Source organism: Paenibacillus dendritiformis (assembly GCF_015845845.1).
GTDB lineage: Bacteria > Bacillota > Bacilli > Paenibacillales > Paenibacillaceae > Paenibacillus_B > Paenibacillus_B dendritiformis_C.
In genome coordinates this window covers 1-22,497 of record NZ_LDIG01000088.1, presented here as the reverse complement: position 1 = coordinate 22,497, position 22,497 = coordinate 1, and the positions used below count along the sequence as shown (strand labels likewise).

Sequence of the window (22,497 nt, the reverse complement as noted above, 5' to 3'; positions counted from 1 at the left end):
ATACATGACCGTGTTAGGCTTTTTGTTATTCGGACTCTCGTCATCATGTTCCAGCGTGATAGGACGGCTGGCTCGAACTTTACCGGAAAGAAGGGATAAACCATGAAGAAGCGGAAAGACCGGCTATGGTTTGCCTTATTTACGCTTCCCCTGCTTTTTATCTTTACCACCGTCGTCGTCATACCGTTTCTGTTCGGTATTGCTTATTCGTTCGTGCAATGGGATGGCATTCCGGCCAATCCCAAAGTATTCGTCGGGCTCGACAACTATATTCACCTGTTCCAGGATGAACGATTCCTGGCATCGGCGTGGCACACGCTGAAATTCACGATTCTAGCCGTACTCCTCGTCAACGTGTTCGGTCTTGCTTTCTCTCTCTTTGTCACCACGAAGCTGCGAGTGCGCAATCTCGCTCGTACGATGTTCTTTATGCCGAATCTGATCGGCGGACTCATTCTAGGTTATATTTGGCAGTTCATATTTACGGATGCGATGGGCTATATCGGCGAGAGCACGGGGCTTGCCAACGTATTCTTTAACTGGCTTCTCGACTCTCAATTCGCCTTGTTCGCCCTGGTTGTCGTGTTCACGTGGCAATTTGCCGGATATACGATGATTATATATGTGGCCGGTCTTCAAGGCGTACCGGATGAGTTGATTGAAGCCTCGAAGGTGGATGGAGCGAATTGGTGGCATCGTCTCACCAAAATCACGCTTCCGCTGCTCATGCCGGCATTCACCATCTGTCTCTTCCTGACGTTGTCCGGCGCGTTCAAGATTTATGACGTGAACTTGAGCTTGACGCGCGGCGGTCCGAACAATGCGACCGAGATGTTCGCGATGAATATTTTCAATGAGATCTTTGCTTACGGCAATTACGGTCTCGGACAAGCGAAGGCCGTGCTCTTTTTCCTTGTCGTGGCGGTATTTACCCTGACTCAGGTGTTCCTGACGAAGAAAAGAGAGGTGCAGTACTAATGAAGAAAACGAGCAAATGGCTGCTTGAACTATTGCTTCTTCTGCTGGCTCTCCTCTTTTTGTCGCCGATCTATTTGATGCTGGTCAATTCATTCAAAAACCGTGCGGAGCTGTATGAGAACGCGCTCGCTTTTCCGACTTCATTCAGCTTCCAATACTATAAAGAAGCCATGGAGAAGATGAATTTCTTCACCGCCTTCGGCAACTCGCTGTATGTCACGGTCGTCTCCGTCATTCTTGTCATTGTGCTGGCGTCGATGACAGCCTGGATGCTGGTGCGCACCGACAATAAGCTGAGCAAAATCATTTTCATGACGTTGGTCGCCACCATGCTCATTCCGTTCCAGACGCTGATGATGCCGTTGATGCAGGTGATGGACTGGATTCGCACCCATCTTCATATTCCGATGCTGAATACCCATGAAGGCTTGATCTACATGAACGTAGGCTTCGCCTCGGGCATGGCGGTCTTTCTCTATCATGGCTTCATCAAGTCGATTCCGATCGACCTGGAGGAGGCGGCAACCATCGATGGCTGCAGCAAGTTCGGGGTGTTCTGGAGAATCGTCTTCCCGATGCTCAAAAATATTACGATCACGGTAGCCATTCTAAACGTGATTGCCCTGTGGAACGATTATTTGCTTCCATCCCTGACCTTGGCGGACAAAGGGCTGAGAACGATTCCGCTGTCGACCTTCTACTTCTTCGGCGAGTTCACGATCGTATGGAACCAGGCGATGGCCGGGCTGACGCTCACGATCATCCCGATTGTCCTCTTCTACATCTTTGCGCAGAAGTATATTATTAAGGGGATTGCCGCGGGTGCGGTGAAATAGAAGGACAGGCTTTAATACAGATGCAATTCAGCATCTTGACAACTTCCAATGTATCCCTTAACGTGAGGGAGGAGCATGATTGCTCCTGAAAAAGCCGGAGATCCTCTGCTGTACAAGTGAGGGACGAAAAAGTTAGAACGGGTAGCATTTATGCTACCCTTATTTTTTAGGGAGAATCGGAAGTTTGTTGGAATCCTGCTTGAGGTAAATGAATTTTCTTATTATGCTCCCTTGTCTTCTCCAAAACCAAAACACGAATTTATAGCTGACACCGCACCTGATGTCATTAAAATAGAGCGTGGAAGATTGGGGCTTATTAATTTGAATAATATGATTCCCGTCCTTCCGCCTGTCATCATTCCGATTCATATTGGGAGTGAACCCGACCATCGGTATCGGCAATTATTGATGAAACAAATGTTGTATGTTCGGAAAAATGAAGAAGCAATCAAGAAAAAAGCAAAACGATTGTATCAAATTGTGAAGAGCCGGAAACAACCAAAGTTAAATGCCCGCTGTGCGATTTTCTCTTATTAGAACAAATGGCCTTGCAATTCGGCGCCATATCACCTGTCACTGCCGAAGAAGCAGCACCTGCCAGCAGTGAAAATAATAGTAACCAAAAATAAATAAAAATGAGCCGTCGAAATCGTTTCGCGGCTCATACTCCTTTATGTTCAAATAGTATGTTTAACTGAAATTCTAAGCAACTGCAGCAGCTCTCAGCTTACCAACCACCTCCAATATCGTGGACGAACCAACCACCTCCAATATCGTGGACGAACCAACCACCTCCAATATCACCCAGCGACGACACTCCTGTAATACTGAACAAGAAAAGAGCCATGGAGATCGTGATTCATACTCAATAGGATATTTATGAAACGTTCTTTATGTTCTGCTGAAGCCTGCTTTTCATGTTCTTGAAATGAAACAACGGCCATTCCTACGCGATGCATATTTTTAAGATTCAGCGCCATTTTCAAAGAAGCAGCGTTATATTCGAACCCGGTATCATATTGTCCGCATCTGAAATAGTACTGACTCAAAGCTTGCGTCAGCCGCAGCTTATGCTTCAAATGAAACGGATCTTTTCGGGATAACAGGTCGTCCACATAGCTTTTATATTTTTCCAGGTACCCTCTCGCTTCGATGAGCGCATTGTTGCTAAGGTAACTGTCCAAGGCAACCGGGAGCACAAGAAGCGCTTGAGGGCCCTTCAGCATGCCCATAAGTTCTTCGATTGGTTCGATCCGCTTCATTTCAATAGAAATATAGAGCTCGTTACATTTGGACAGCCATGCATAATGATCTCCATAACTTCTATACGCCTTCGTTGCCTTTAATGCGCCTTCGAAGTTTTTCATACCTTTCAAGGCCATTGACTCATACAACCAGCTTTCAGCCACATAGTTATTATTTCCCTCGGCAAGTGCAATGCTTCTTAGTTCTTGGGCATACAAGAGCAACTTCGGCCAGTTCTCTACTACATTATAAAAAGTTAGGATACGGTAGTAGGCATCAAGTCTGATGTCATCTGGCAGTAATGGCAAATATTCAATCAACTGACATAAGGCTTCGTTACCGGCCTCGCAAGTATCCAGGTCTCTGAGGATAAGAAATCTTCTGTAATAAGAGATCGCCAATTTCTCGCTTCGACTGTATCCGTTCTGGGTGATGATATCGTAGAAGGGGAGGGAGTAGTTGCGTTTGTCCGATTGAAAAATATACTCCGCAATCTTGAAGGTAGTGTCGATCATTTTGGAGCGGCTTGATTCTTCATGAAGAAGCTGAACAATCTGTTTAACAATTTCGTATTTTTCGACCAGGATGCAATGAAGGAGGAAATCGCTCGTCTTCTCCGGCTTGAACCGTCCGTTATCACCGCAGCATTCCCCGATAAACAGTTCATAAAAGGCATCGTTCGGCAATCCAAAAGCTTGATTGATTGCGTGAAGCTGGGGAAGCATAAGGGATTGCTTGTGGTTGAAAATGTTACTTATCGTAGCGCAATCGATTCCTGCAGCTTCTGCTAACTCTTTTTGCTTCCATCTTTTCTTGACAAGTTCCTCCTGTAAATATTGTCGGAGTATCTTAGGTGCCAAATGATAATCGAATACCATATTATAGATCCCCCCCCGTTCTTATAGTTCATCATATGTATAGGTGAGATAATGTTTAATTTTCAATTAATGGATATTTTTGAGATGGTTTCTTTTAGTATAAGCTAGGATGTACAGAATATTGAATTGATATTTGATTTAATTTTAATGCAGTCTATGTAATATTTTAGCGAAAACTGTTGAACAATCGGCGGCATACCCTCTCACTTTACACGCCTAAAGCAGCCAGTCCTCAACTAGGGAACTCTCTTATATGCTAATTAATGGACTCATCAACCGGATATAGCGATTATGGTATGATAGAAGATGCGTAAACCGATTACATGGTGGATGGGCTGCGGATCACGCAGTCGAATAAAGGAGAGGCATCAGGATGCTCAAGGCAATCAAACAGATATATATGAAGCACTTCAAGAAAAAGCTGTTCATTAAGCTGATTGTCGTTTACTCGATTATTGCCGTCGCTTCTCTGGTTACGCTGTCCGTGTCGGCGTATCATTTCTTCGTCTATAACAACGTCAACAATGCGCTGTTCGATCAGCAGCGGAATGTGGATGCGATCAACCGCTTTCTCGATCAGAAGTATGATACGGCCCAGGCTATCATTCAGCAGGTGTATCAGGATACCATTCTTGTGAAGGAAACGGTCTATTTGCTTAATGAAGGGCTGGAGAATTTCATCCGCTACCGGCTGGACAGCTTCAGTTCAAGCAACGGCTTCTATATCCGGAATATGCACGATTTCTTCTCTACGCAGTTCGTAAAGGATCAGGATCTCCAAAATATCAATTTGATTAGTCTGAAAAAGAAATTTGCCTACATCTATTATAAAGGCGGCTTCTATCGCGGATATTACGACTGGAGCGAGAACAGCCAGGCGCAGCAGCTATGGCAGAATAATCGTTATGCCATTCCGACCAAGCGCTACTCGCTGGAGTCGGTGAACTCCAATCCGGGGGTGGAGACGGGGCATGACATCGCAACGAAGCCAATCGAGGAAATCGGGAATATGCCGCCGTTTGAACCGGATCAGACGGCCAAGCCGCTCTCTCTGCTGAGCGTAACGAATCGGATCAGCAACCCGGAGACGCTGGCGACGGCCGGAGATATAACCATCGACTTCAACGCCGACGGCATATCGCGGCAGATTGGCGAGCAAATGCCGGGGGAACAATGGCTCGTGCTTGATTCCAACGGCGAAACGGTATACCATACGGAAAGTTCGCCGCTACCGGTACCCTTGCCAATTTACAAAGAATTGATGTCTATGCCGCGCAACAAGTCGGAGCAAGTGGAGCTGAACGGACAGAAGTCCTATGTCATGGTGTCGGAGACGAATAAATTGGGCCTTGTTGTCGTCAACACGATCCCTGAGAAAGCGATTACCGACCGGTTGTCGGGAATTCGAAATACGATAGGCATTATTACTTTGTTATGCATCATAACGGTCCTGGCGGCTACCTATTTCTCCGTTCTCCATCTGTCGCGCCGCACGCAGACGGTCATCCAAGGGATGAAGAAGGTAAGAGAGGGTTATCTCAACACGAAGCTTCCGGTGGATCGGGAAGACGAGCTCGGGCTTATCGCGCTCAGCTTCAACCAAATGTGCGAGGATTTGCAGCAGTATATCAATAAAGTCTATAAATCAGAGCTGAAGCAGAAAAATGCGGAGCTGGTAGCGCTTCAGTCGCAAATCAAACCTCATTTTCTGTATAACACCCTGGAGGTTATCCGGATGCGGGCGATCTCCCAGGGCGCGAACGATGTCGGCGATATGATCTATAATCTGGCGTCCATGTTCCGGCATATGGTGAAGGACAAGACCACGATTACACTCAATGAAGAGATAGAAAATTGCCGCCGTTACCTGGAGCTGACCCGAATCCGTTACCGGGACAAGCTGCAGTACTCTATCTTTATGGACGAGCGTCTGGGCGGGTATAATATTATGAAGCTCTCCGTGCAGCCGATTATTGAGAACTATCTGGTGCACGGGCTCGGGTTGGACCGGACCGACAACCATATCGCCATCGAAGTCGAGTCTGATGAAGGGGATTTGGTGATCCGGGTTGCCGACAACGGGAAAGGGATTGAGCCCGAGCGGCTGAAGCAGATTCAAAACGAACTGAGACAGTCGAGCATTCAGGAGCATGGTTCATTGGGGCTGAAAAATGTCCATGACCGCCTGCGAATATTGTATGGAGACCACTACGGGATTGCGCTGGAAAGCGTTCTCGGCTCCGGCACGACGGTCACCATTCGCGTGCCATTGATTTGACGAAGGGATATCCGACACCAAGAAAAGACCCTAATCCTCGAGAAGCTTGGAAGAAATCTCGCAGGATTGGGTCCTATCGAATGTGAGTGCCATTAAAATAGAAGATGCGCGATGAACGCGATAATCGGCAATGTAAGCAAGGTGCGGAGCAGGAAAATGACAACCAGATCCTTGAAGCTTACGGGCAGCTTGGAGCCGAGCAGCAATCCGCCGACCTCGGACATATAGATGAGTTGGGTAACGGACAATGCGGCAATGACGAAGCGGGTCATGCCGCTCGTAATGTCGGAGGCCAGCACCGTAGGCAGGAACATGTCCGCGAATCCGACAAGAATGGTCTGGGAAGCCGCTTCCGCTTCCGGAATACCGAGCATTTGCAGCAGCGGAATGAAGGGCAAGCCGAGCCATTTGAAGATGGGCGTGAATTTGGCGATGGCCACAGCCAGTGTGCCGATGGCCATAACTACCGGGATAACGCCGAACCACAGGTCGATAATGTTTTTGCAGCCGTCCCGAAGGAAGGAGCCTGCTCCCCCATGCTGGCGCGCCTTGCCGACGGCCTGGCGCAGTCCCCAACGCCAGGGGCTCCATGCGGCCGGGATGACCTCTTCTTCCGCAGGCGCGGCATCGGGCGAATAGGTGTCCGGCTTGCGCGACAGCGGCGGAATGCGCGGCATGATAACGGCGGCTGCCATCCCGGCAAAGGTTACCGTCGCATAAAAAGGAAGAAACATATGCCCTAGCCCGACATTGCTCAACACGATGAAACTGAACGTAATGGACACAGCCGTAAATGTCGTGCCGATGACGGCGGCTTCGCGCTTCGTGTAGTATCCGGATTCATATTGCTTGCTCGTCATCATGACGCCAATGGTGCCGTCTCCAAGCCAGGATGCCATGCAATTAATCGAGGCTCGTCCCGGCAAAGTAAAGATGGGGCGCATAATTCGGGTCATCAGTGTGCCGAAAAACTCTAGCAGGCCAAAATCGACCAACAGCGGGAGCAGAAGCCCGGCCAGCAAGAAAACAACGAACAAGCCGGGGATAAGACCGGAGAGCAGCATGCCTCCCGTATTCTCCGACCATATCCATTCCGGCCCGACCCGGAAAAAGGTAAGTATCGCGAATATGACCCCTAACGTCCGTGCGGCGAACCAGAAAGGGGAAATATGGAACAGTGCATTCCATAGCGGCATATGCAGCAGCCTGACCGGTTTGAACCAGCGGGTATAAGCGGTTCCCAGCCAGGCGAGCACGATGATGATGGTGACCGCCGACGGAAGCCAAGGCGCAAGCCCTTGGGTGATGGCGTTGGTCAGGAATGCAATGGGCACGGTCACTTCTCCGTTCCACGGAACGGGAATGACGAAGAGAAGCAACCCAAGTAAAGAGGGAATGACGAAATGCAGCAGGCCTCTTAGATTCAATTGCTGTGTGTGCGCAAGTTTTGGCTGCGCATTGTCGTTCTTGGCTACCATATATGAATAATTCTCCTTAGATTTCGGTATAATTATGCAACATTTTTTACTTTATTACAAATAGAGTGGAAATCCAAGAGCAGACTGGATAACAAAAAGTGGTATTGCAGCAATGCGGTACAGTTATTTCAAACTTTTTATATTTTTATTATATCCTCTAAATCATTCATCACAAGGTTGTATTTGGAAGTTGTTGGCTGCCGGCAAGGTTGATATGCGAATTCATCGACGGTATCAAACGGGCTGCCGAGTTATGATATGATAATGGATGCGTAAACCGATTTCATGCCGGGGCAGCTCCCGGTCTAATCGGGCATTCAGGAACATGGTTCATTGGGGTTGACAATATTCATGACCGCCTGCGGATATGGTATGGAGACAACTGCGGGATTACGCTGGAAGGCGTTCTCGGGGCCGGCACGACGGTCACCATTCGTGTGCCTTTGAATTGACGCCGGGAAGCGGTTAAGGGGGGATACGATGTACAGCGTATTTTTAGTAGATGACGAACCATTTATTATAGAAGGCTTGCAGACGATTCTGGAGTGGAACGATTACGGGTTAAGCGTGGCGGGAACGGCGGAGAATGGGGAGGATGCATGGGAGAAGCTGCAGCGCCAGCCGGTGGATTTGATTATTACCGATATTATGATGCCGCGCATGACCGGCCTTCAGTTGATCGAGAAAGTGAAGGAGGATCATCCTCAGACCCGGTTCATTATATTGAGCGGCTATAACGAGTTCATGTATGTGAAGGAAGGCATTAAGCTGGGCGTGGAGAACTATTTGCTGAAGCCGATCAATATTGAGGAGTTCCGCTCCACGCTGGAAACGACCGTGCAGAAGATTGACCAGTCCCGGGTTCATCGGATGGCGGAGCAGCATAATCGTGATATTTTGCGGGATAATGTGCTGTACCGCTGGCTGCGTGATTTGATTCATCTGGAAGAGCTGCAGCAGCGGGCGGACTTGTTGGATATCCGTTTTGTTCACCCCTATTATATGGTTGTCCTCGTCCGGCACGAGCCGCGAATGGATCAGGAGGCGGATTATGACAAGCAGGAAGAGGTCGTTAACCACGCCAGACGTCTGTTGCAGCAGACGAACGGCGGATTTTGCGTCCCGGAATGGGACGGAGAGACCGCGATCATTTTCGGCCTGTACCGGAGCGTGGAGAAGGAAGAGCTGACGGAGCGGCTGCGCCAATGGAAGCGGGAGGTAGAGGATACGCTGGGCACCTCCCTGCAGATTACGCTGGGAAGTATCCAGGAAGGATACGCCAATGCTTCGGCAAGCTACTTGCATGCGAAGCGGGTCCAGCCTTACCATCTTGTCCGTGCGGATGACGAATGGGTCGACGCCGATGAGATCGCCGACTATCGCTCGTCCCGTCCGGCGGATGTCCAGCCGGAGACAGAGCCTTACGTGAAGCTGCTGTACGACCGGGACAAGGAGCAGCTTCGGCAGCAGCTTGAAGCCGATTTCGAACGGCTGTCATCGACGTCAGGGGTTACGCCGCGGGATATTCGCAACTTCGCCGTCGAATTGCTTATCGCCTGGAAGCAGGCCGTGAAGGATACCGCTCACTATTTAATGGAAGAGGAGCGGGACTGGTTCGATGATGTGTACCATATTCAGACCCTGGAGGTGCTGAAGGATCATGTGCTCCAGGTCGCCTACCGAATTATGGAGCAGTTGGCGGAGCCGGAGCATATGAGTCCGGTCATCAAGCAAGTACTGCATGATATTCATGCCCGGTATGCGGAAGAGCTGTCATTGAAGACCTTAAGCCAGGTGTATAATATCAATCCGGTCTATTTAGGGCAATTGTTCCAGAAGGAGGTCCAGTCGACCTTCTCCGATTATTTGAACAAGACCCGCATCAAGATGGCGAAGGAAATGCTTGTCAATACGAATCTTCGAATGACCGATATTGCCTCCAATGTCGGTTATTGGGATAAAAGTTATTTCTATAAACAGTTCCGCAAGTACGTCGGCGTATCCCCGAAAGAATACAGAGAATTCCATGCAAACCGAAATGAAATCGTATGAAATACATTACTGGGAAGGGGTTCCACGGCGACACATCAAAATGTGGCCGCTGTGAAAGCCCTTCCTTTATTTTGTACACCAAATCTAAAGTTTGTTGACTATTGGAAGCGCATCAATTGGGGTACGCTATAGGTACAACATAGCAACGGGGGATGAATCTGATGCAATCCATCAAGAACGTTTTTCGGAGCTTAAACCGCAACTGGATTTTTCTCATCATGGTTCTTCCGGGAGCCTTGTGGTTTTTGTTCTTCTCCTACCTGCCGATGTTCGGGACTGTTATCGCTTTCAAGGATTATCGTTTTAGCAGAGACGGCTTCCTTGCCAGCTTGCAGCAGAGTGAATGGGTAGGCTTTAAAAATTTCGAATATCTTTTCAGTACCAATGACGCTTATGTCATTACGCGAAACACAATTTTGTACAACATGGTGTTTATCGTGCTTGGCCTGGTCGGGGCCGTGGCGATGGCCATCATCTTGAGCGAGATTGTGAACAAGCGACTGGCGAAGATATACCAGACCGGGATGTTCCTTCCTCACTTCTTGTCGTGGGTCATCGTCGGTTATTTCACGTTCAGCTTCCTGAGCGTCGACAAAGGGGTGCTCAACCAATTCCTCACTTGGCTAGGAAAGGATCCGGTCTCCTGGTATTCCGATACAACGTATTGGCCTTATATTCTCGTGTTTCTCAATCTGTGGAAAGGAATCGGGTACTCCAGCGTCGTCTATCTGGCCGCCATTGTCGGGATTGACAAGACTTATTATGAGGCAGCGATGATTGACGGCGCCAACAAGTGGCAGCAGATTCGCCATATTACGATACCTGCGATTACGCCTTTGATGACCATTCTGACCTTGCTGGCCATCGGCAGAATCTTTTATGCGGATTTCGGATTGTTCTATCAGATTCCACGCGACTCCGGTCCGTTATACAGTGTAACGAACGTCATCGATACGTACGTGTACCGGGGGCTGAAGGCAACAGGGGAAATCTCGATGAGTACGGCCGCAGGCTTGTATCAGTCGCTGGTCGGATTCATTCTCGTTATGACATCGAACTGGATTGTGCGTAAAGTGGACAAGGACAACGCGCTGTTCTAAGGGGGGGACGACATTGAGAAAAAAAACACGAGATTTCCACAATTTATCGAGAGGCACGAACCTGATATTCAACCTCATTGCCGGTGTGTTTGCTTTCCTGTGCGTCTACCCGTTCTTGTTCGTCATTGTCATTTCATTGACGAATGAGGAGGCGCTCGCACGGAACGGGTATTCCATATTCCCGGAGAAATGGAGCTTTTCCGCTTATGAATACATTTTCAAGGCCGGAGATCAGCTTCTTCGCTCCTATGGAGTCACCATCCTGATTACGGTTGTGGGGACGCTTATCAGCTTGGCGGTAATTTGTCTATACGCTTACGCGATTTCGCGTAAGAACTTCCAATATCGAGGATTCTTCTCTTTTATCGCCTTCTTTACGATGCTGTTCAATGGCGGGTTAGTTCCGACCTATATGGTTCTAACGCAGGTGCTTCATTTGAAGGACACGATCTGGGCGCTGATTTTGCCGCTGATCATGAATGCGTTCTACGTCCTTATCATGAGAACGTTCTATAATACAACAGTGCCGGATGCGATCATCGAATCGGCCAAGATTGACGGAGCCGGGGAATTGCGGGCATTCATTACGATTGTGCTGCCCATCTCCTTGCCGGGGATTGCCACGATTGGATTGTTCGCCACGCTTGGTTTCTGGAACGACTGGTTCAACGCCTTGCTGTACATCGACAACCCTGCGCTCGTTCCGCTGCAATCGATGCTGATGCGGATCGAGAACAGCATGCAATTCTTGCTCAACAATGCGCAGCTCAACGCATCGGGGCAGACGCTTGAATTGATGCGGACACTTCCGCAAGAATCGACACGGATGGCGCTCGTCGTCCTGGCTACGCTGCCGATCGCATGTGCGTACCCGTTCTTCCAGCGCTATTTCGTTCAAGGCTTGACCATTGGAGCTGTCAAAGAATAAGCAAGACAACCTTCGATTATTCCCGGGCGGCGGCATACATAAGCAGGCGGCCGCTCCGGAAATAATATACACCACAACTTGGTCACAAAAAGGGGAGGAAAAACATGGCTAAGGCAAAAAAATTGTTGCTCATGACCTTCTGTCTTGTCCTGGTCGCTTCGCTGGCATTGGCTGGCTGCGGCAGCAAGAAGGAAGAAGCGGGCGGAGCAGAAGCAGGCACGAGCGAGCAGCCGGTTGAGCTGATCTGGTATTCCATCGGTGCGCCGCAAAAAGATTTGGACAAGGTCATGGAAAAGGTTAGCGAGTACACCAAAGAAAAAATCGGCGTAACCGTAAAAATGAAACTGTTTGATTGGGGCGATTACAACCAAAAGATGGGTGTTATCGCCGCTTCCGGAGAGCCTTTTGATATCGCATTCACTTCTTCGTGGGCTTTTGAATACGTTGCCAATGCGAAAAAGGGCGCATTCTACCCGCTCGATGACTTGATGGATCAATATGGCCAAGACATTAAAAAGCTGGTTCACCCTTCGTTCCTCGAAGGCGCCAAAATCGACGGCAAAACATATGCCATTCCGGTCAACAAGGAATTGCCGGCACAGAAAGTATTCCGCTTCAACAAAGGGCTTGTTGACAAATACAATCTGGACATAAACAGCGTGAAGACGCTGGAAGATCTGGAGCCGCTGCTTGCAAAGGTCAAAGAGGGCGAGCCAGGGCTGTATCCGTTGTCCGCAGATAAGCAATTCAAATTCGCCGTTCCTTATGACCTGGTGAACGAGAATTTGCCGTTGGGCGTCGCGTTGACCGATACGAACGATCTCAAAATCGTCAACATTCTCGAACAGCCTGACATGATGAAAGGCTTCGAGACGATGCATGAGTACTACAAAAAAGGCTACCTGAAGAAGGATGCCGCAACCGCTTCCGGCGGGGACGAAATGAAAACCGGAAAATGGCTCGTAGACATGCCGGATACGCAGCCGTTCGCCGATAACCTGTGGTCCCAATCTTTGGGCTATCCGGTCGTATCGGTTCCTTACACCGAACCATATGTGTATAACTGGTCTGTAATGGGTTCTATGCACGCGATTTCCGCGAACAGCCCGCATCCTGAAAAAGCGATGCAATTCCTGAACCTGTTGAACTCTGACCGCTACCTGCGCAACCTGGTGAACAACGGTATCGAAGGCGTGCACTACAAGCGCATCGATGACGAAACGGTAGAGTACTTGCCGGCAAAAACAGAATCGTATGATATGCCAACCTTTACGCTGGGCAACTTCTTCATTCTGGACAGACTGCCTGCTGACCCGGCAGACAAGTGGGATCAATTCGCGAAGTTCAACGACAGCGCGAAAAACGCTCCATTGCTTGGCTTCCACTTCAATGCGGACAGCGTAAAAACGGAAATGACCGCGCTGACGAACGTCAAAGACGAGTTCTATGCGTCCCTGTTCACCGGCTCGGTAGATCCGAAGGTATACGTGCCGAAAGCAATCGAGAAGTTCAAGGCGGCTGGATTGGACAAAGTTCAAGCCGAAATGCAAAAACAATTGGATGAGTGGAAAGCATCCAGAAAATAAGTAACGGCATCGTTCCATTCGCTGGTTGAAGGCAGTCTGCTGCCGGCCAGCAATGAATCGCCGCAACTGTGCAGTCAGGTGGAGCGTAGGCTTCACCTGACTGTCTGCTATTCGCGCTTGACGACTGCGAAATAGGTAGGGATGATTGGTTGAATTTTGCACAAGCCTTATATACAATATGATGGACATATCTAATGTAATAAATAAGATAATGGCCGGATAAGACGGCTACAACAACGACTTTGATCGATGGATGGAGAAGGAGAGAGCTGATATGGAACGCCTACCGCAAGCCGTGCTTCGCGTGATGGAAGAAGCCAAGACCCGATTGGCGGACAACCCGAAATTGCAGCAGCTGTTCTTGAATTGTTTCCCGAACACGCTGCAGACGACAACCAAATTGCATGAAGACGGCACGTCGTATGTCTTCACCGGAGACATTCCGGCCATGTGGTTGCGCGACTCCAGCGCCCAGGTGCGCCAGTATATGCCGCTGGCCAAAGAGGATGCGGATATTCGCCGCATCATTGCCGGGCTGGTGCGCAAGCAGTTGAAATATATTCAGATCGACCCGTACGCCAATGCATTCAATGAAGAAGAGATTCCGCTCGATCAGATTCATCACCGGGATCAGACGGAATTGAACGGCTGGGTGTGGGAACGGAAATACGAGATCGATTCGCTGTGCTATCCCATCCAGTTGAGCTATTTGTACTGGAAAGAGACGGGCGATACGTCGCTCTTCGATGGCGAATACAAGACGGTTGCGCATATTATCATGAACCTGTGGACGACGGAGCAGCGCCACTTCGAGCAATCCCCTTACCGTTTCTCGCGGATGGACTGCCGCAAGACGGACACGCTCAAGAACAACGGACGAGGCATGCCGGTCAACTACACGGGGATGACGTGGTCGGGCTTCCGCCCAAGCGACGATGCGTGCACCTTCGGTTACCTGATTCCTTCGAATATGTTCGCGGTTGTCGTGCTTCGTTATTTGGAGGAGATCGCGACGGCGGTCTACGAGGATGCGCCATTCGCTGCCAAGGCACGGGCGCTGTGTGAAGAGATTGAAGACGGCATTCGCAATTATGGCATCTTTCATCACCCGAAATACGGAAAAATCTATGCTTATGAAACCGATGGCTTCGGCAACTACAATCTGATGGATGACGCCAACGTGCCGAGCTTGCTGGCCATTCCTTACCTCGGCTATACGACGGAGGACGATCCGATCTATCAGAATACGCGCCGCTTCATCCTGAGCGAGGACAATCCTTACTACTATTCCGGCAAGGCCGCTCAGGGCATCGGCAGCCCGCATACCCCTGACCGATATATTTGGCATATCGCCTTGTCGATGCAGGGGCTGACCGCCGGAACGCAGGAAGAGATCGACGGCCTGATTCGGCTGTTGACGGCGACGGATGCCGATACCGGTTATATGCATGAAGGATTTCATGTCGACGATCCGGCCCAATTCACTCGTGAATGGTTCGCGTGGTCGAACAGCTTGTTCTCTGAGCTAATCTACCGCGAATATTGGTTGAAAGCCTAATCCGACAAGAAGAGAGGGACAGAACATGACGAAAAAAACGGCCCACATCATCTCTCATACGCACTGGGATCGCGAGTGGTATATGCCTTACGAGTATCACCATGCGCTGCTGATCGAATTGATGGACACGCTGCTGGATACGCTCGACCACGACCCGGGCTTCAAGAGCTTCCATCTCGACGGCCAGACCATCATGCTGGAAGATTACCTCCAGGTCCGCCCGGAAATGAAGGACAAGCTGGAGAAATATATCCGCGAAGGCCGCATTCATATCGGTCCATGGTACATTCTGCAGGATGAGTTCCTGACGAGCAGCGAGGCGAACGTGCGCAACCTGCAAATCGGACATCGCGACGCCAACCACTACGGCGGCACCATCTCCAAAATCGGGTATTTCCCCGATTCGTTCGGCAATATGGGCCAGGCGCCGCAGATGCTCAAGCAGGCCAATATCGATGTCGCCGTGTTCGGACGCGGCGTGAAGCCGACCGGCTTCAACAACCAGGTATCCGAAGATGCCGCATACGAGTCTCCATTCTCGGAAATGATCTGGGAATCGCCGGACGGATCGCGCGTCATCGGCATTCTGTTCGCGAACTGGTACTGCAACGGCATGGAAGTGCCGGTTGACGAGAAGCAAGCGATCGCCTATTGGGAGAAAAATATCGCCAATGCGGAGAAATTCGCTTCCACGCCGCATCTGTTATTCATGAATGGCTGCGACCACCAGCCGATTCAGACCGATCTTTCCAAGGCGATCGAAGTGGCGAAGAAGCTGTTCCCGGATGTGGACTTCGTTCACTCCAATTTCAACTACTATGTGGATGTGCTGAGACAGGAATTGCCCGAGAATCTGCAGACGGTAAAAGGCGAGCTGCGCAGCCAGCGCACCGACGGCTGGTATACGCTGGTCAATACCGCGTCTTCCCGCGTCTATCTCAAGCAGATGAACGCCGAGAACCAGACGCTCCTGGAGAAGGTGGCGGAGCCGCTGGCGGCATTCGCCGACCAGGCGGGCAAACCGTATCCGCATCATCTGTTCGTCTATGCGTGGAAGACATTGATGCAGAACCATCCGCATGACAGCATCTGCGGATGCAGCGTCGATGAAGTGCACCGCGAGATGGTGACGCGCTTCGAGAAGTCGAAGCATATGACCGAGATGATCATTAACGAGACGGTAGACAGCCTTGTGAACCAGATCGATACTTCGGCATACGGCGCCAAGGAAGCCGTGCCGTTCGTCGTCTTCAACACGGCGGGCTACGAGCGCAGCGGCGTCGTCGAAGTGACGCTAGAGCTGAAGCGCCGCTACTTCCGCGAAGGGCATCCGACGAAGCTGGCGCGCGAGCTGAAGCAGGAGCCGATCGTGCCGGGCACCGTCATCGATGCGAACGGCAATGCGGTCGTCTGCGAATGGGAAGACGCCGGCGTCCAGTTCGGCTACGATCTGCCGAAGGATAAGTTCCGCCAGCCTTACGTGGCGCGCTGCGTGAAGGTTCGCCTGCAGGCTAGCGGCATGCCGGCCTTCGCGTATCAGACCTTCGCCTGGGTGGCGGGCGGAGAATCGCCGCAAGCGGCCAGCCTGTTGAACGGGCACAATACGCTGGAGAACGAACATCTGAAGGCGATCGTCGAAGCGGACGGTTCCTTGACGCTGACCGACAAGGCGACGGGCCATACGTTCAGCGGGCTGAATGTGTACGAAGACAGCGGAGACATCGGCAACGAGTACATGTTCCGCAAGCCGGACGGCGAGGTGCCGCTGACGACGGCAGGCCTGGCGGCCGATATCCGCGTCGTCGAAGACGCGCCATACCGCGCCGTCATCGAAGCCGTCCACCATTGGGAGATTCCGGCTTCCGCCGACGAGAAGCTGCAGGAGGAGATGAATGAGTTGGTCGATTTCCCAAGACGTACCGCTCAACGCTCCACAGTCATGGCGCCGTTCCGGCTGGTGACCCGTTACACGCTTGATCGCGGCGCGAAGCGCGTCGAAGTTCAGGTGACCATTCATAACGAATCGAAGGATCACCGTTTGCGCGCGCTGTTCCCGACCGCTCTTCAGGCCGAGACGCATCAGGCGGAATCCATCTTCGAGGTGGCCCGCCGCAATACGCAGCCGGCTCCGGAATGGGAGAATCCGAGCAACGATCAGCATCAGCATACGTTCGTCAGCGTAAGCGACGGCCAACTCGGCTTGACCATCGCCAACAAAGGGCTGTTCGAATATGAAGTGCTGCGCGACGGCCGCAACACGATGGCGGTCACCTTGCTCCGCTCCTCCGGCGAGCTCGGCGACTGGGGCGTCTTCCCGACGCCGGAAGCGCAATGCTTGGGCACGTACACGGCCGAATATGCGATTATTCCGCATGCGGGCGATGTCGTGACCTCCGGCGCGTACAAGGAAGCGCACGCGTTCCAGGTGCCGTGGATTGTCCGCCAGGCCGAGGTGCATGACGGCAAGCTGCCGGCCAACCATGCGTTCCTGGCATGGGAAGGCGAAGGCATCGCGTTCTCCTCGATCAAAATGGCGGAGCAGACTGGCGACATGGTTGGCCGTTGGGTCAACTTCGCGCATGAAGCGAACACGTTGAACGTGACGCTTCCGCAGGCAGGCAGCGGCTTCTACCGCAGCAGCATCATGGAAGTGAAGGGCGAAGACCTCGCATCCGGCGACAAGCGCAGCGTCAGCGTTGAGCTCGGCGCAGCGGAAATCTTCACGCTCGGCATGAAGAAATAAAAATGAAACAAGCCCTCCCGAAGCATTGCTTGGGGAGGGCTTGTTTTCGCTATGGAGCTGAACTTCTGAATCCTGCGTAAATGCAGTATTTTTGGCCCTGGTGGGCGGGAGGCGGCGAAAATCCTGCAATTTTACATCTTTTTGCCCGCATTGCCTCGGATCGATGCGATAACGGCGCAAATTGCCGCACTTTTGCAGGAATTCCTTTTTCTTCATTCAGCACCTTTGAAAATATTGTATTTTTGCAGCATTGGCAAGTGAAGCCGCTATCCTCCGATGACGGTCAACTCCTTCGGATAGGAGGTGAGCACGCGCACGCCATCCTCCGTGACGATGACGTCATCCTCGATGCGCACGCCCGCCACGTTCGGCACATAGACGCCCGGCTCGATCGTGAAGACCATGCCCGGCTTCAGCACATCCTCATTCCGGCCATGCACCGATGGATACTCGTGCACGTCCAGGCCGAGCCCGTGCCCGAGCCGATGGGTAAAGTAGGGGCCGTAGCCTCGGTCCTCAATGACCTGCCGCGCCGTGCGATCGAGCGAGCCGAAGGTGACCCCGGGCTTGACGGCGGCAACGGCCGCTTCATTCGCCGCCAATACGGTATCGTAGATGCGGCGGCTCTCTTCGTTCACTTCGCCGACGGCGAAGGTGCGGGTAATGTCGGAAGCGTATCCGTTCACGTAGACGCCCAGATCGAACAGAAGCAGCTCGCCTTCGCGAATGACGCGATTGCCTGGAACGCCATGCGGCAGCGCGGCTCTTTCGCCGGCCAGCACCATCGTATCGAACGAAGGCCGCTCCGCGCCCTTTTTCTTCATGACATATTCCAGCTCCGCCACCACGTCCAGCTCGGTCATCCCGGGACGCACACGGCTTGTGACTTCCTGCAGCACCGCTTCGATGACCCGGATCGCCTCCAGCAGCCGCTCCACTTCTTCCGGAGACTTGATGACGCGCATCTCCTGCAGAATCGGCCCTGCATCGGCATAGCGCTTGGCCTCCAGCGCTGCGGCCAGCGCCTCGAACCGGGCGACCGAGACATGATTCTTCTCGAAGGCCAACTGGTTCAGCCCGGCGGGCAGGCAGGGCTTCAACACATCGTAAGGATTATCCGTGTCTTCATGAGTTACGATGTTCTTGACGGAAGAGGCGGACGCCGCCTTGTCCGCATCCAGGGCCGGCACGATGAGCGTCGGCTCGGCATCCCGCCCGATGACGAGGCCGAGGAAGCGCTCATGCGGATCGCAGGCGAAACCGGTCAAGTAATAGACATGCTTCGGGTCGGTAATGAGGACGGCGTCATGGCCCTCCTGCTCCATTGCCGTACGTAATGTAATCCAGGACTTGTTCATCGGTTTTCATCCTTTCCGTAGTGCAGCAATTCGATGACTCTCCCTTGAACATATCATAATTAGAGCTTCCTTCGCGAGCACATTTGTCCAGTCCGTGTCCGGGGGACGCAGATGGCGGGAAAAAGAAGGCGGCAAGGGCAGCCGGAGCGCATCCGTACTGCCCTTGCCGAGCGTTCTGTTCATAGGTGTCTATATCGATTGCTTCATGCGGGAGACAATGAGTCCGTCATTGAGCGCCTGCAGCTCATGTCCAATGTCTGCTGCGCCGATCGAATCGCCGGCTGCCAACAGGTAGCGGAACTCATAGAATCCGCCCAGCGTTGCCTTGAAGTTCGTCTCCCAGTAGTTCGTCATCAGCCAGGAGTACGTCTGCGGCTTCGCGTCCGCTGGCTGCTGGGTATGAACAAGGCGCCGTCCATACTCGAGCGGACCTAACTGTACCAGCGGCGTATCCGGCATGCCCAGCAGGAGAGCGCCGGTCGACTCGTTGACCCACGCCAGCCCGTGCTGAACGCAAGTATAGTCCAGGCACGTTCCCGGAAGCTGATCTGTCCACGGTCGAATCAGCTCGCCCGCCTTGTCGGCATACAGGGTATCTGCGGACGGATGGCCATTCGTGAATGGCAGGGCGACATAGACGTTCTCCGGCTGCCAGACGCTGTCTTTGTGTAGACGGACAGCGACATCGACCCGGTTCAACGCGGCATACACCTTGAGAAGGAGACTGTAATAGCTCATGCCGTCCACCTTGTACTGCAGCTCCAGGGTGGCGTAAAGCGGGCCGTTCTCCAACGGTTTGACCCGGACGAGCCGGCCCGCGGAGCGCCGGACGCCCATCCCTTTGCGGTTGCGGCCCATTTGGCTTCGCACGGACCATACTTGGTGGGGGCTCGTCGGATCTTCTGCCGGAGTCACTTCATAAATGGGCGTGAATGCCCCATGCGGATGATCCGGGTGGAGCAGCTCTTGTCCGGTCAACCGGTTGCGCCACGATACAATGCCCCGATCTTCCTGCCATTCGATGCGGCAAAATGGAGATTCAACTCCATGCTCTGTAATCGAAATCGGCCCATGACCGGGAGCGTTGGGGTACATGTCTTCCATATCATACACGCGATCGCTGCCGATTAGCCGCGTGCTGGATGTCATGGCCCCGCCAGCCGTATCCTGTTCTTCCGCACAAGGTTGAATGCGAAGCACGCAAGCCTCTTCGGCTCCCAATGCGACCTCGACGACAATGGCCTGCGGATCCGGCTGTTGCCAAGCCAGTCTCTGTCCGGTCGCTTCACAAATGACATCGAATCCATTGGCGAGCAGAGCGGGCTCCCATCCATCCAGCGGCAGGGTCACCAGCTGCATCGAGGCGACGGATGCCGGGTTGATGATCCGGTAGCGAAGCGGCCGTTCCGGGAAGAGCATCGCGCCGCCTTGGGCGCTGAGCACTTTATCCAGAGCTTGATGAGCACGGCGGCTGGCCTCCGCGGCATAGGCCAGCTTCCGCACCTCCAGGCGCTGCACGTTCGGATGCCAGGGCTCGGAAATGGAGGAGTGGTATCCCCACGTATGCTCCGCATACATGATCAGAGGCCGCAGGGCTTCGTCCCGATCGGCTTCCGTCAGCACGGCCCGTTCCGGATCCAGCCGCTCCGCCTGCCTGAGCACGCGTTGGGCATCCCGGAAAATTTGCGTATGCATGGCGGTCGAGGCGACGCCGTCCGACCACCAGTCAGGCCAATCCCCGCGATGGACAGGCAGAAGGCTCGTATCCTCCCGTTTGAGGCGGGTGAAGAAGCCGTGCAGGCTGGTCATCTCGATCCGGATCGTTTCTCCGTACTGTTCATTCCATTGGCGGATGAACTCCATGATGCGCCCGTTCGGCGCACCGTTGTCCGTGCCAAGACCGGAGAGCATGACCGGAACGAAGTCGAACGGATAGCCCTCCTCTTCCAGCTTGCAGACATAGCGATGAAGACGGATGCGTGCGATGTCGTCATGCCGCTCGTCAATGAGCCGGTGATCGAATTCGTCCCGGATGATATATTTGCCGAGCGCGCCTGGGCACAGGCCAAGTTCATTGCCGAACATATAGTGCTCCCCATTCCACACGAGCAGCCGTTCTCCCGTGGACGCTTCCCACCAGAAGGGCGTCTGCTTGCGTCCCAGCGGGAACATGCCATGATGGGTGTGGACGCAGCTGAATAGATGCTTGATGCCGTTCTCAAGCAGGCTTCGCGCGTAGCCCCAGCCATAGCCGTTAATATCGGCGGTCATCGCCGAGTCGACGGCATGGCCGATGGAAGCCGCATAGGAAGCCGCTTTGCCGTGCATATGGCTCAGGAGCGAATAGTCGGGCAGCTCCGTCATATTCAGGTAGGTGCCGGAGAGCTCGATATGGCCGCCGCGGACCGCTTCGGCGAACTGCTCCCGCTCTTCCGGCGCGGCGCGCTCCAGGAACCGCTCAACCGCCCAGAACGTCTCGCAGGTCCAGCGGAAGCCGTCGTATTCCGGGCGGCTGCCATCCTTGGCCTGGGCAAGGATGCGAAGCGCCTGGCGGATAAAATCGACGTGATACTGCTCAATTTTCTCTTGCCGTTCCGTATATCCGATATCGGTGTGCGAATGATGAATGGCGCAGATGGTCCATGCCCGCTTCGGCTTCGGCATGTCGGCCTGTTGAATCTGTCGGCTCAAGTTTATCATCCTTTCTCGGTGGTCTAAAACGTTCTCCGTTGACCGAAGTCATTGATTATCCGAATAAAGCGTCAATGCCCTCATACGTGTGCTCCATGACGCGATCGCTTGTCTCCGCGAAGCCGCCGCCGCTTCGCAGCAGCGCATCCAGCGGGGCGAGGAACAAGCTGGCGCTCTTCGCAATCTGCCCGCCGAGGATCAGGCGGCGGGGGCGGAAGGCCGCGACATACGGCGCGAGGAACTCGCTGAGCCGTCTGCCATATTCATGGAAGACCGCGGCCGCCCGGGGATCGCCGCCATACGCGGCCGCGGCGAGATCATGCACGTCGCCGCCTGCGCTGCCCGCAGCGCCCGAGCCAAGCTCGCCGGCGAGCCGCAAAATGCCGCGGCGGCCGAAATGGCCGTCCGCGGGCTGTCCGCGGTAGGGCTCCGCATAAAGCTGGCCGCCCGGCGGCACGCCGTCTCGGCCCGCGACCGGCTGCCCGTCCTCGATGAAGGCGGAGCCGAGGCCGGTGCCGAGCGTCAGGCACAGCAGGCGTTCGCCCGGATAGCGGCGGCTGAGCCCGAGCGCGAACAGCAGCGCATCGTTCGCGAAGCGGATGTCGGCCCGGGCGAGCTGAGCCGCGTGCGGCGCCCCGCGCATGGCTTGACGGGCGAACTCGGTCCGCAGCGCCTCGCGCACGTTCACGCCGTAGAGGCGCTCGTACTTGCCGAGGCCCTGCAGGCGCGCCACGCCGGCGGCATAGTCGAACGGGCCGGGGAAGGCGAATCCGATGCGCAGCGGCGCT

The 22,497-nt window shown here is 53.2% G+C and carries 15 protein-coding genes; 10 read left to right on the top strand and 5 right to left on the bottom strand.

The window, feature by feature from the left end; genetic code table 11:
• Positions 1–102 precede the first annotated feature (102 nt).
• The 3 genes from ABD76_RS06515 to ABD76_RS06505 all read left to right on the top strand — a co-directional run bounded on the left by ABD76_RS06515 (position 103) and on the right by ABD76_RS06505 (position 2,351).
• Entirely contained in the window at positions 103–978 is an 876-nt protein-coding gene (locus tag ABD76_RS06515) for a carbohydrate ABC transporter permease (protein ID WP_197255310.1), read from the top strand.
• Positions 978–1,814 (top strand): carbohydrate ABC transporter permease, encoded by an 837-nt coding sequence (locus tag ABD76_RS06510; protein ID WP_197255308.1) that lies wholly within the window; start codon positions 978–980, stop codon positions 1,812–1,814. The genes ABD76_RS06515 and ABD76_RS06510 overlap by 1 nt, the downstream gene beginning before the upstream one ends.
• A 150-nt stretch (positions 1,815–1,964) precedes the next feature.
• Positions 1,965–2,351 (top strand): type III toxin-antitoxin system ToxN/AbiQ family toxin, encoded by a 387-nt coding sequence (locus tag ABD76_RS06505; RefSeq protein WP_197255306.1) that lies wholly within the window; start codon positions 1,965–1,967, stop codon positions 2,349–2,351.
• 263 nt (positions 2,352–2,614) lie between these two features.
• Here the strand turns inward: ABD76_RS06505 and ABD76_RS06500 are convergent, their stop codons facing one another.
• Positions 2,615–3,937 (bottom strand): helix-turn-helix domain-containing protein, encoded by a 1,323-nt coding sequence (locus tag ABD76_RS06500; protein ID WP_197255304.1) that lies wholly within the window; start codon positions 3,935–3,937, stop codon positions 2,615–2,617.
• A 373-nt stretch (positions 3,938–4,310) separates the two neighbouring features.
• Here ABD76_RS06500 and ABD76_RS06495 point away from each other — a divergent pair, with 373 nt between their 5' ends.
• Positions 4,311–6,215 (top strand): sensor histidine kinase, encoded by a 1,905-nt coding sequence (locus ABD76_RS06495; protein ID WP_197255302.1) that lies wholly within the window; start codon positions 4,311–4,313, stop codon positions 6,213–6,215.
• Positions 6,216–6,307: 92 nt separating this feature from the next.
• On the opposite strand, the gene ABD76_RS06490 is transcribed toward ABD76_RS06495, so the two are convergent.
• Entirely contained in the window at positions 6,308–7,693 is a 1,386-nt protein-coding gene (locus tag ABD76_RS06490) for a YjiH family protein (protein WP_197255300.1), read from the bottom strand.
• A gap of 480 nt (positions 7,694–8,173) precedes the next feature.
• On the opposite strand from ABD76_RS06490, the gene ABD76_RS06485 reads away from it, so the two are divergent.
• From ABD76_RS06485 to ABD76_RS06460, 6 genes are all read left to right on the top strand, one after another.
• Positions 8,174–9,745, top strand: coding sequence for a response regulator transcription factor (locus ABD76_RS06485; RefSeq protein WP_197255299.1), 1,572 nt, complete (start codon positions 8,174–8,176; stop codon positions 9,743–9,745).
• A 161-nt stretch (positions 9,746–9,906) separates the two neighbouring features.
• Complete coding sequence (locus ABD76_RS06480; RefSeq protein ID WP_197255297.1) at positions 9,907–10,845, top strand: ABC transporter permease; 939 nt, start codon at positions 9,907–9,909, stop codon at positions 10,843–10,845.
• A 13-nt stretch (positions 10,846–10,858) separates the two neighbouring features.
• A complete protein-coding gene (locus tag ABD76_RS06475; RefSeq protein ID WP_006679056.1) occupies positions 10,859–11,773 on the top strand; it encodes a carbohydrate ABC transporter permease in 915 nt (304 codons plus the stop codon).
• Between the two features lie 104 nt (positions 11,774–11,877).
• Positions 11,878–13,359: an ABC transporter substrate-binding protein gene (locus ABD76_RS06470; RefSeq protein WP_197255295.1), complete on the top strand. Its 1,482-nt coding sequence runs from the start codon at positions 11,878–11,880 to the stop codon at positions 13,357–13,359.
• 274 nt (positions 13,360–13,633) lie between these two features.
• Entirely contained in the window at positions 13,634–14,917 is a 1,284-nt protein-coding gene (locus ABD76_RS06465; RefSeq protein WP_197255293.1) for a glycoside hydrolase family 125 protein, read from the top strand.
• A 25-nt stretch (positions 14,918–14,942) separates the two neighbouring features.
• On the top strand, positions 14,943–17,660 hold the full coding sequence (locus ABD76_RS06460) for an alpha-mannosidase (RefSeq protein WP_197255291.1): 2,718 nt from the start codon (positions 14,943–14,945) through the stop codon (positions 17,658–17,660).
• Positions 17,661–17,926: 266 nt separating this feature from the next.
• Here ABD76_RS06460 and ABD76_RS06455 read toward each other — a convergent pair whose 3' ends face one another.
• The 3 genes from ABD76_RS06455 to ABD76_RS06445 form a co-directional block, all read right to left on the bottom strand.
• Positions 17,927–19,018 carry a M24 family metallopeptidase gene (locus ABD76_RS06455; protein ID WP_197255289.1) on the bottom strand — a complete coding sequence of 364 codons (1,092 nt, stop codon included), beginning with the start codon at positions 19,016–19,018 and terminating at the stop codon, positions 17,927–17,929.
• Between the two features lie 189 nt (positions 19,019–19,207).
• Positions 19,208–21,718, bottom strand: a complete 2,511-nt coding sequence (locus ABD76_RS06450) for a glycoside hydrolase family 38 N-terminal domain-containing protein (protein ID WP_242069414.1) — start codon at positions 21,716–21,718, stop codon at positions 19,208–19,210.
• A 46-nt stretch (positions 21,719–21,764) separates the two neighbouring features.
• Positions 21,765–22,497, bottom strand: a 733-nt coding sequence (locus ABD76_RS06445) for an ROK family protein (RefSeq protein WP_197255286.1), incomplete at its 5' end; no start/stop codon positions are given.

Bases quoted from the DNA above. Each gene is read 5' to 3' on its own strand.
- ABD76_RS06490 (WP_197255300.1), bottom strand. From the start codon at position 7,693: ATGGTAGCCAAGAACGACAATGCGCAGCCAAAACTTGCGCACACACAG.
- ABD76_RS06485 (WP_197255299.1), top strand. From the start codon at position 8,174: ATGTACAGCGTATTTTTAGTAGATGACGAACCATTTATTATAGAAGGC.
- ABD76_RS06450 (WP_242069414.1), bottom strand. From the start codon at position 21,718: ATGATAAACTTGAGCCGACAGATTCAACAGGCCGACATGCCGAAGCCG.
- ABD76_RS06455 (WP_197255289.1), bottom strand. From the start codon at position 19,018: ATGAACAAGTCCTGGATTACATTACGTACGGCAATGGAGCAGGAGGGC.
- ABD76_RS06510 (WP_197255308.1), top strand. From the start codon at position 978: ATGAAGAAAACGAGCAAATGGCTGCTTGAACTATTGCTTCTTCTGCTG.
- ABD76_RS06515 (WP_197255310.1), top strand. From the start codon at position 103: ATGAAGAAGCGGAAAGACCGGCTATGGTTTGCCTTATTTACGCTTCCC.
- ABD76_RS06495 (WP_197255302.1), top strand. From the start codon at position 4,311: ATGCTCAAGGCAATCAAACAGATATATATGAAGCACTTCAAGAAAAAG.
- ABD76_RS06460 (WP_197255291.1), top strand. From the start codon at position 14,943: ATGACGAAAAAAACGGCCCACATCATCTCTCATACGCACTGGGATCGC.
- ABD76_RS06500 (WP_197255304.1), bottom strand. From the start codon at position 3,937: ATGGTATTCGATTATCATTTGGCACCTAAGATACTCCGACAATATTTA.
- ABD76_RS06480 (WP_197255297.1), top strand. From the start codon at position 9,907: ATGCAATCCATCAAGAACGTTTTTCGGAGCTTAAACCGCAACTGGATT.
- ABD76_RS06470 (WP_197255295.1), top strand. From the start codon at position 11,878: ATGGCTAAGGCAAAAAAATTGTTGCTCATGACCTTCTGTCTTGTCCTG.
- ABD76_RS06505 (WP_197255306.1), top strand. From the start codon at position 1,965: ATGCTACCCTTATTTTTTAGGGAGAATCGGAAGTTTGTTGGAATCCTG.
- ABD76_RS06465 (WP_197255293.1), top strand. From the start codon at position 13,634: ATGGAACGCCTACCGCAAGCCGTGCTTCGCGTGATGGAAGAAGCCAAG.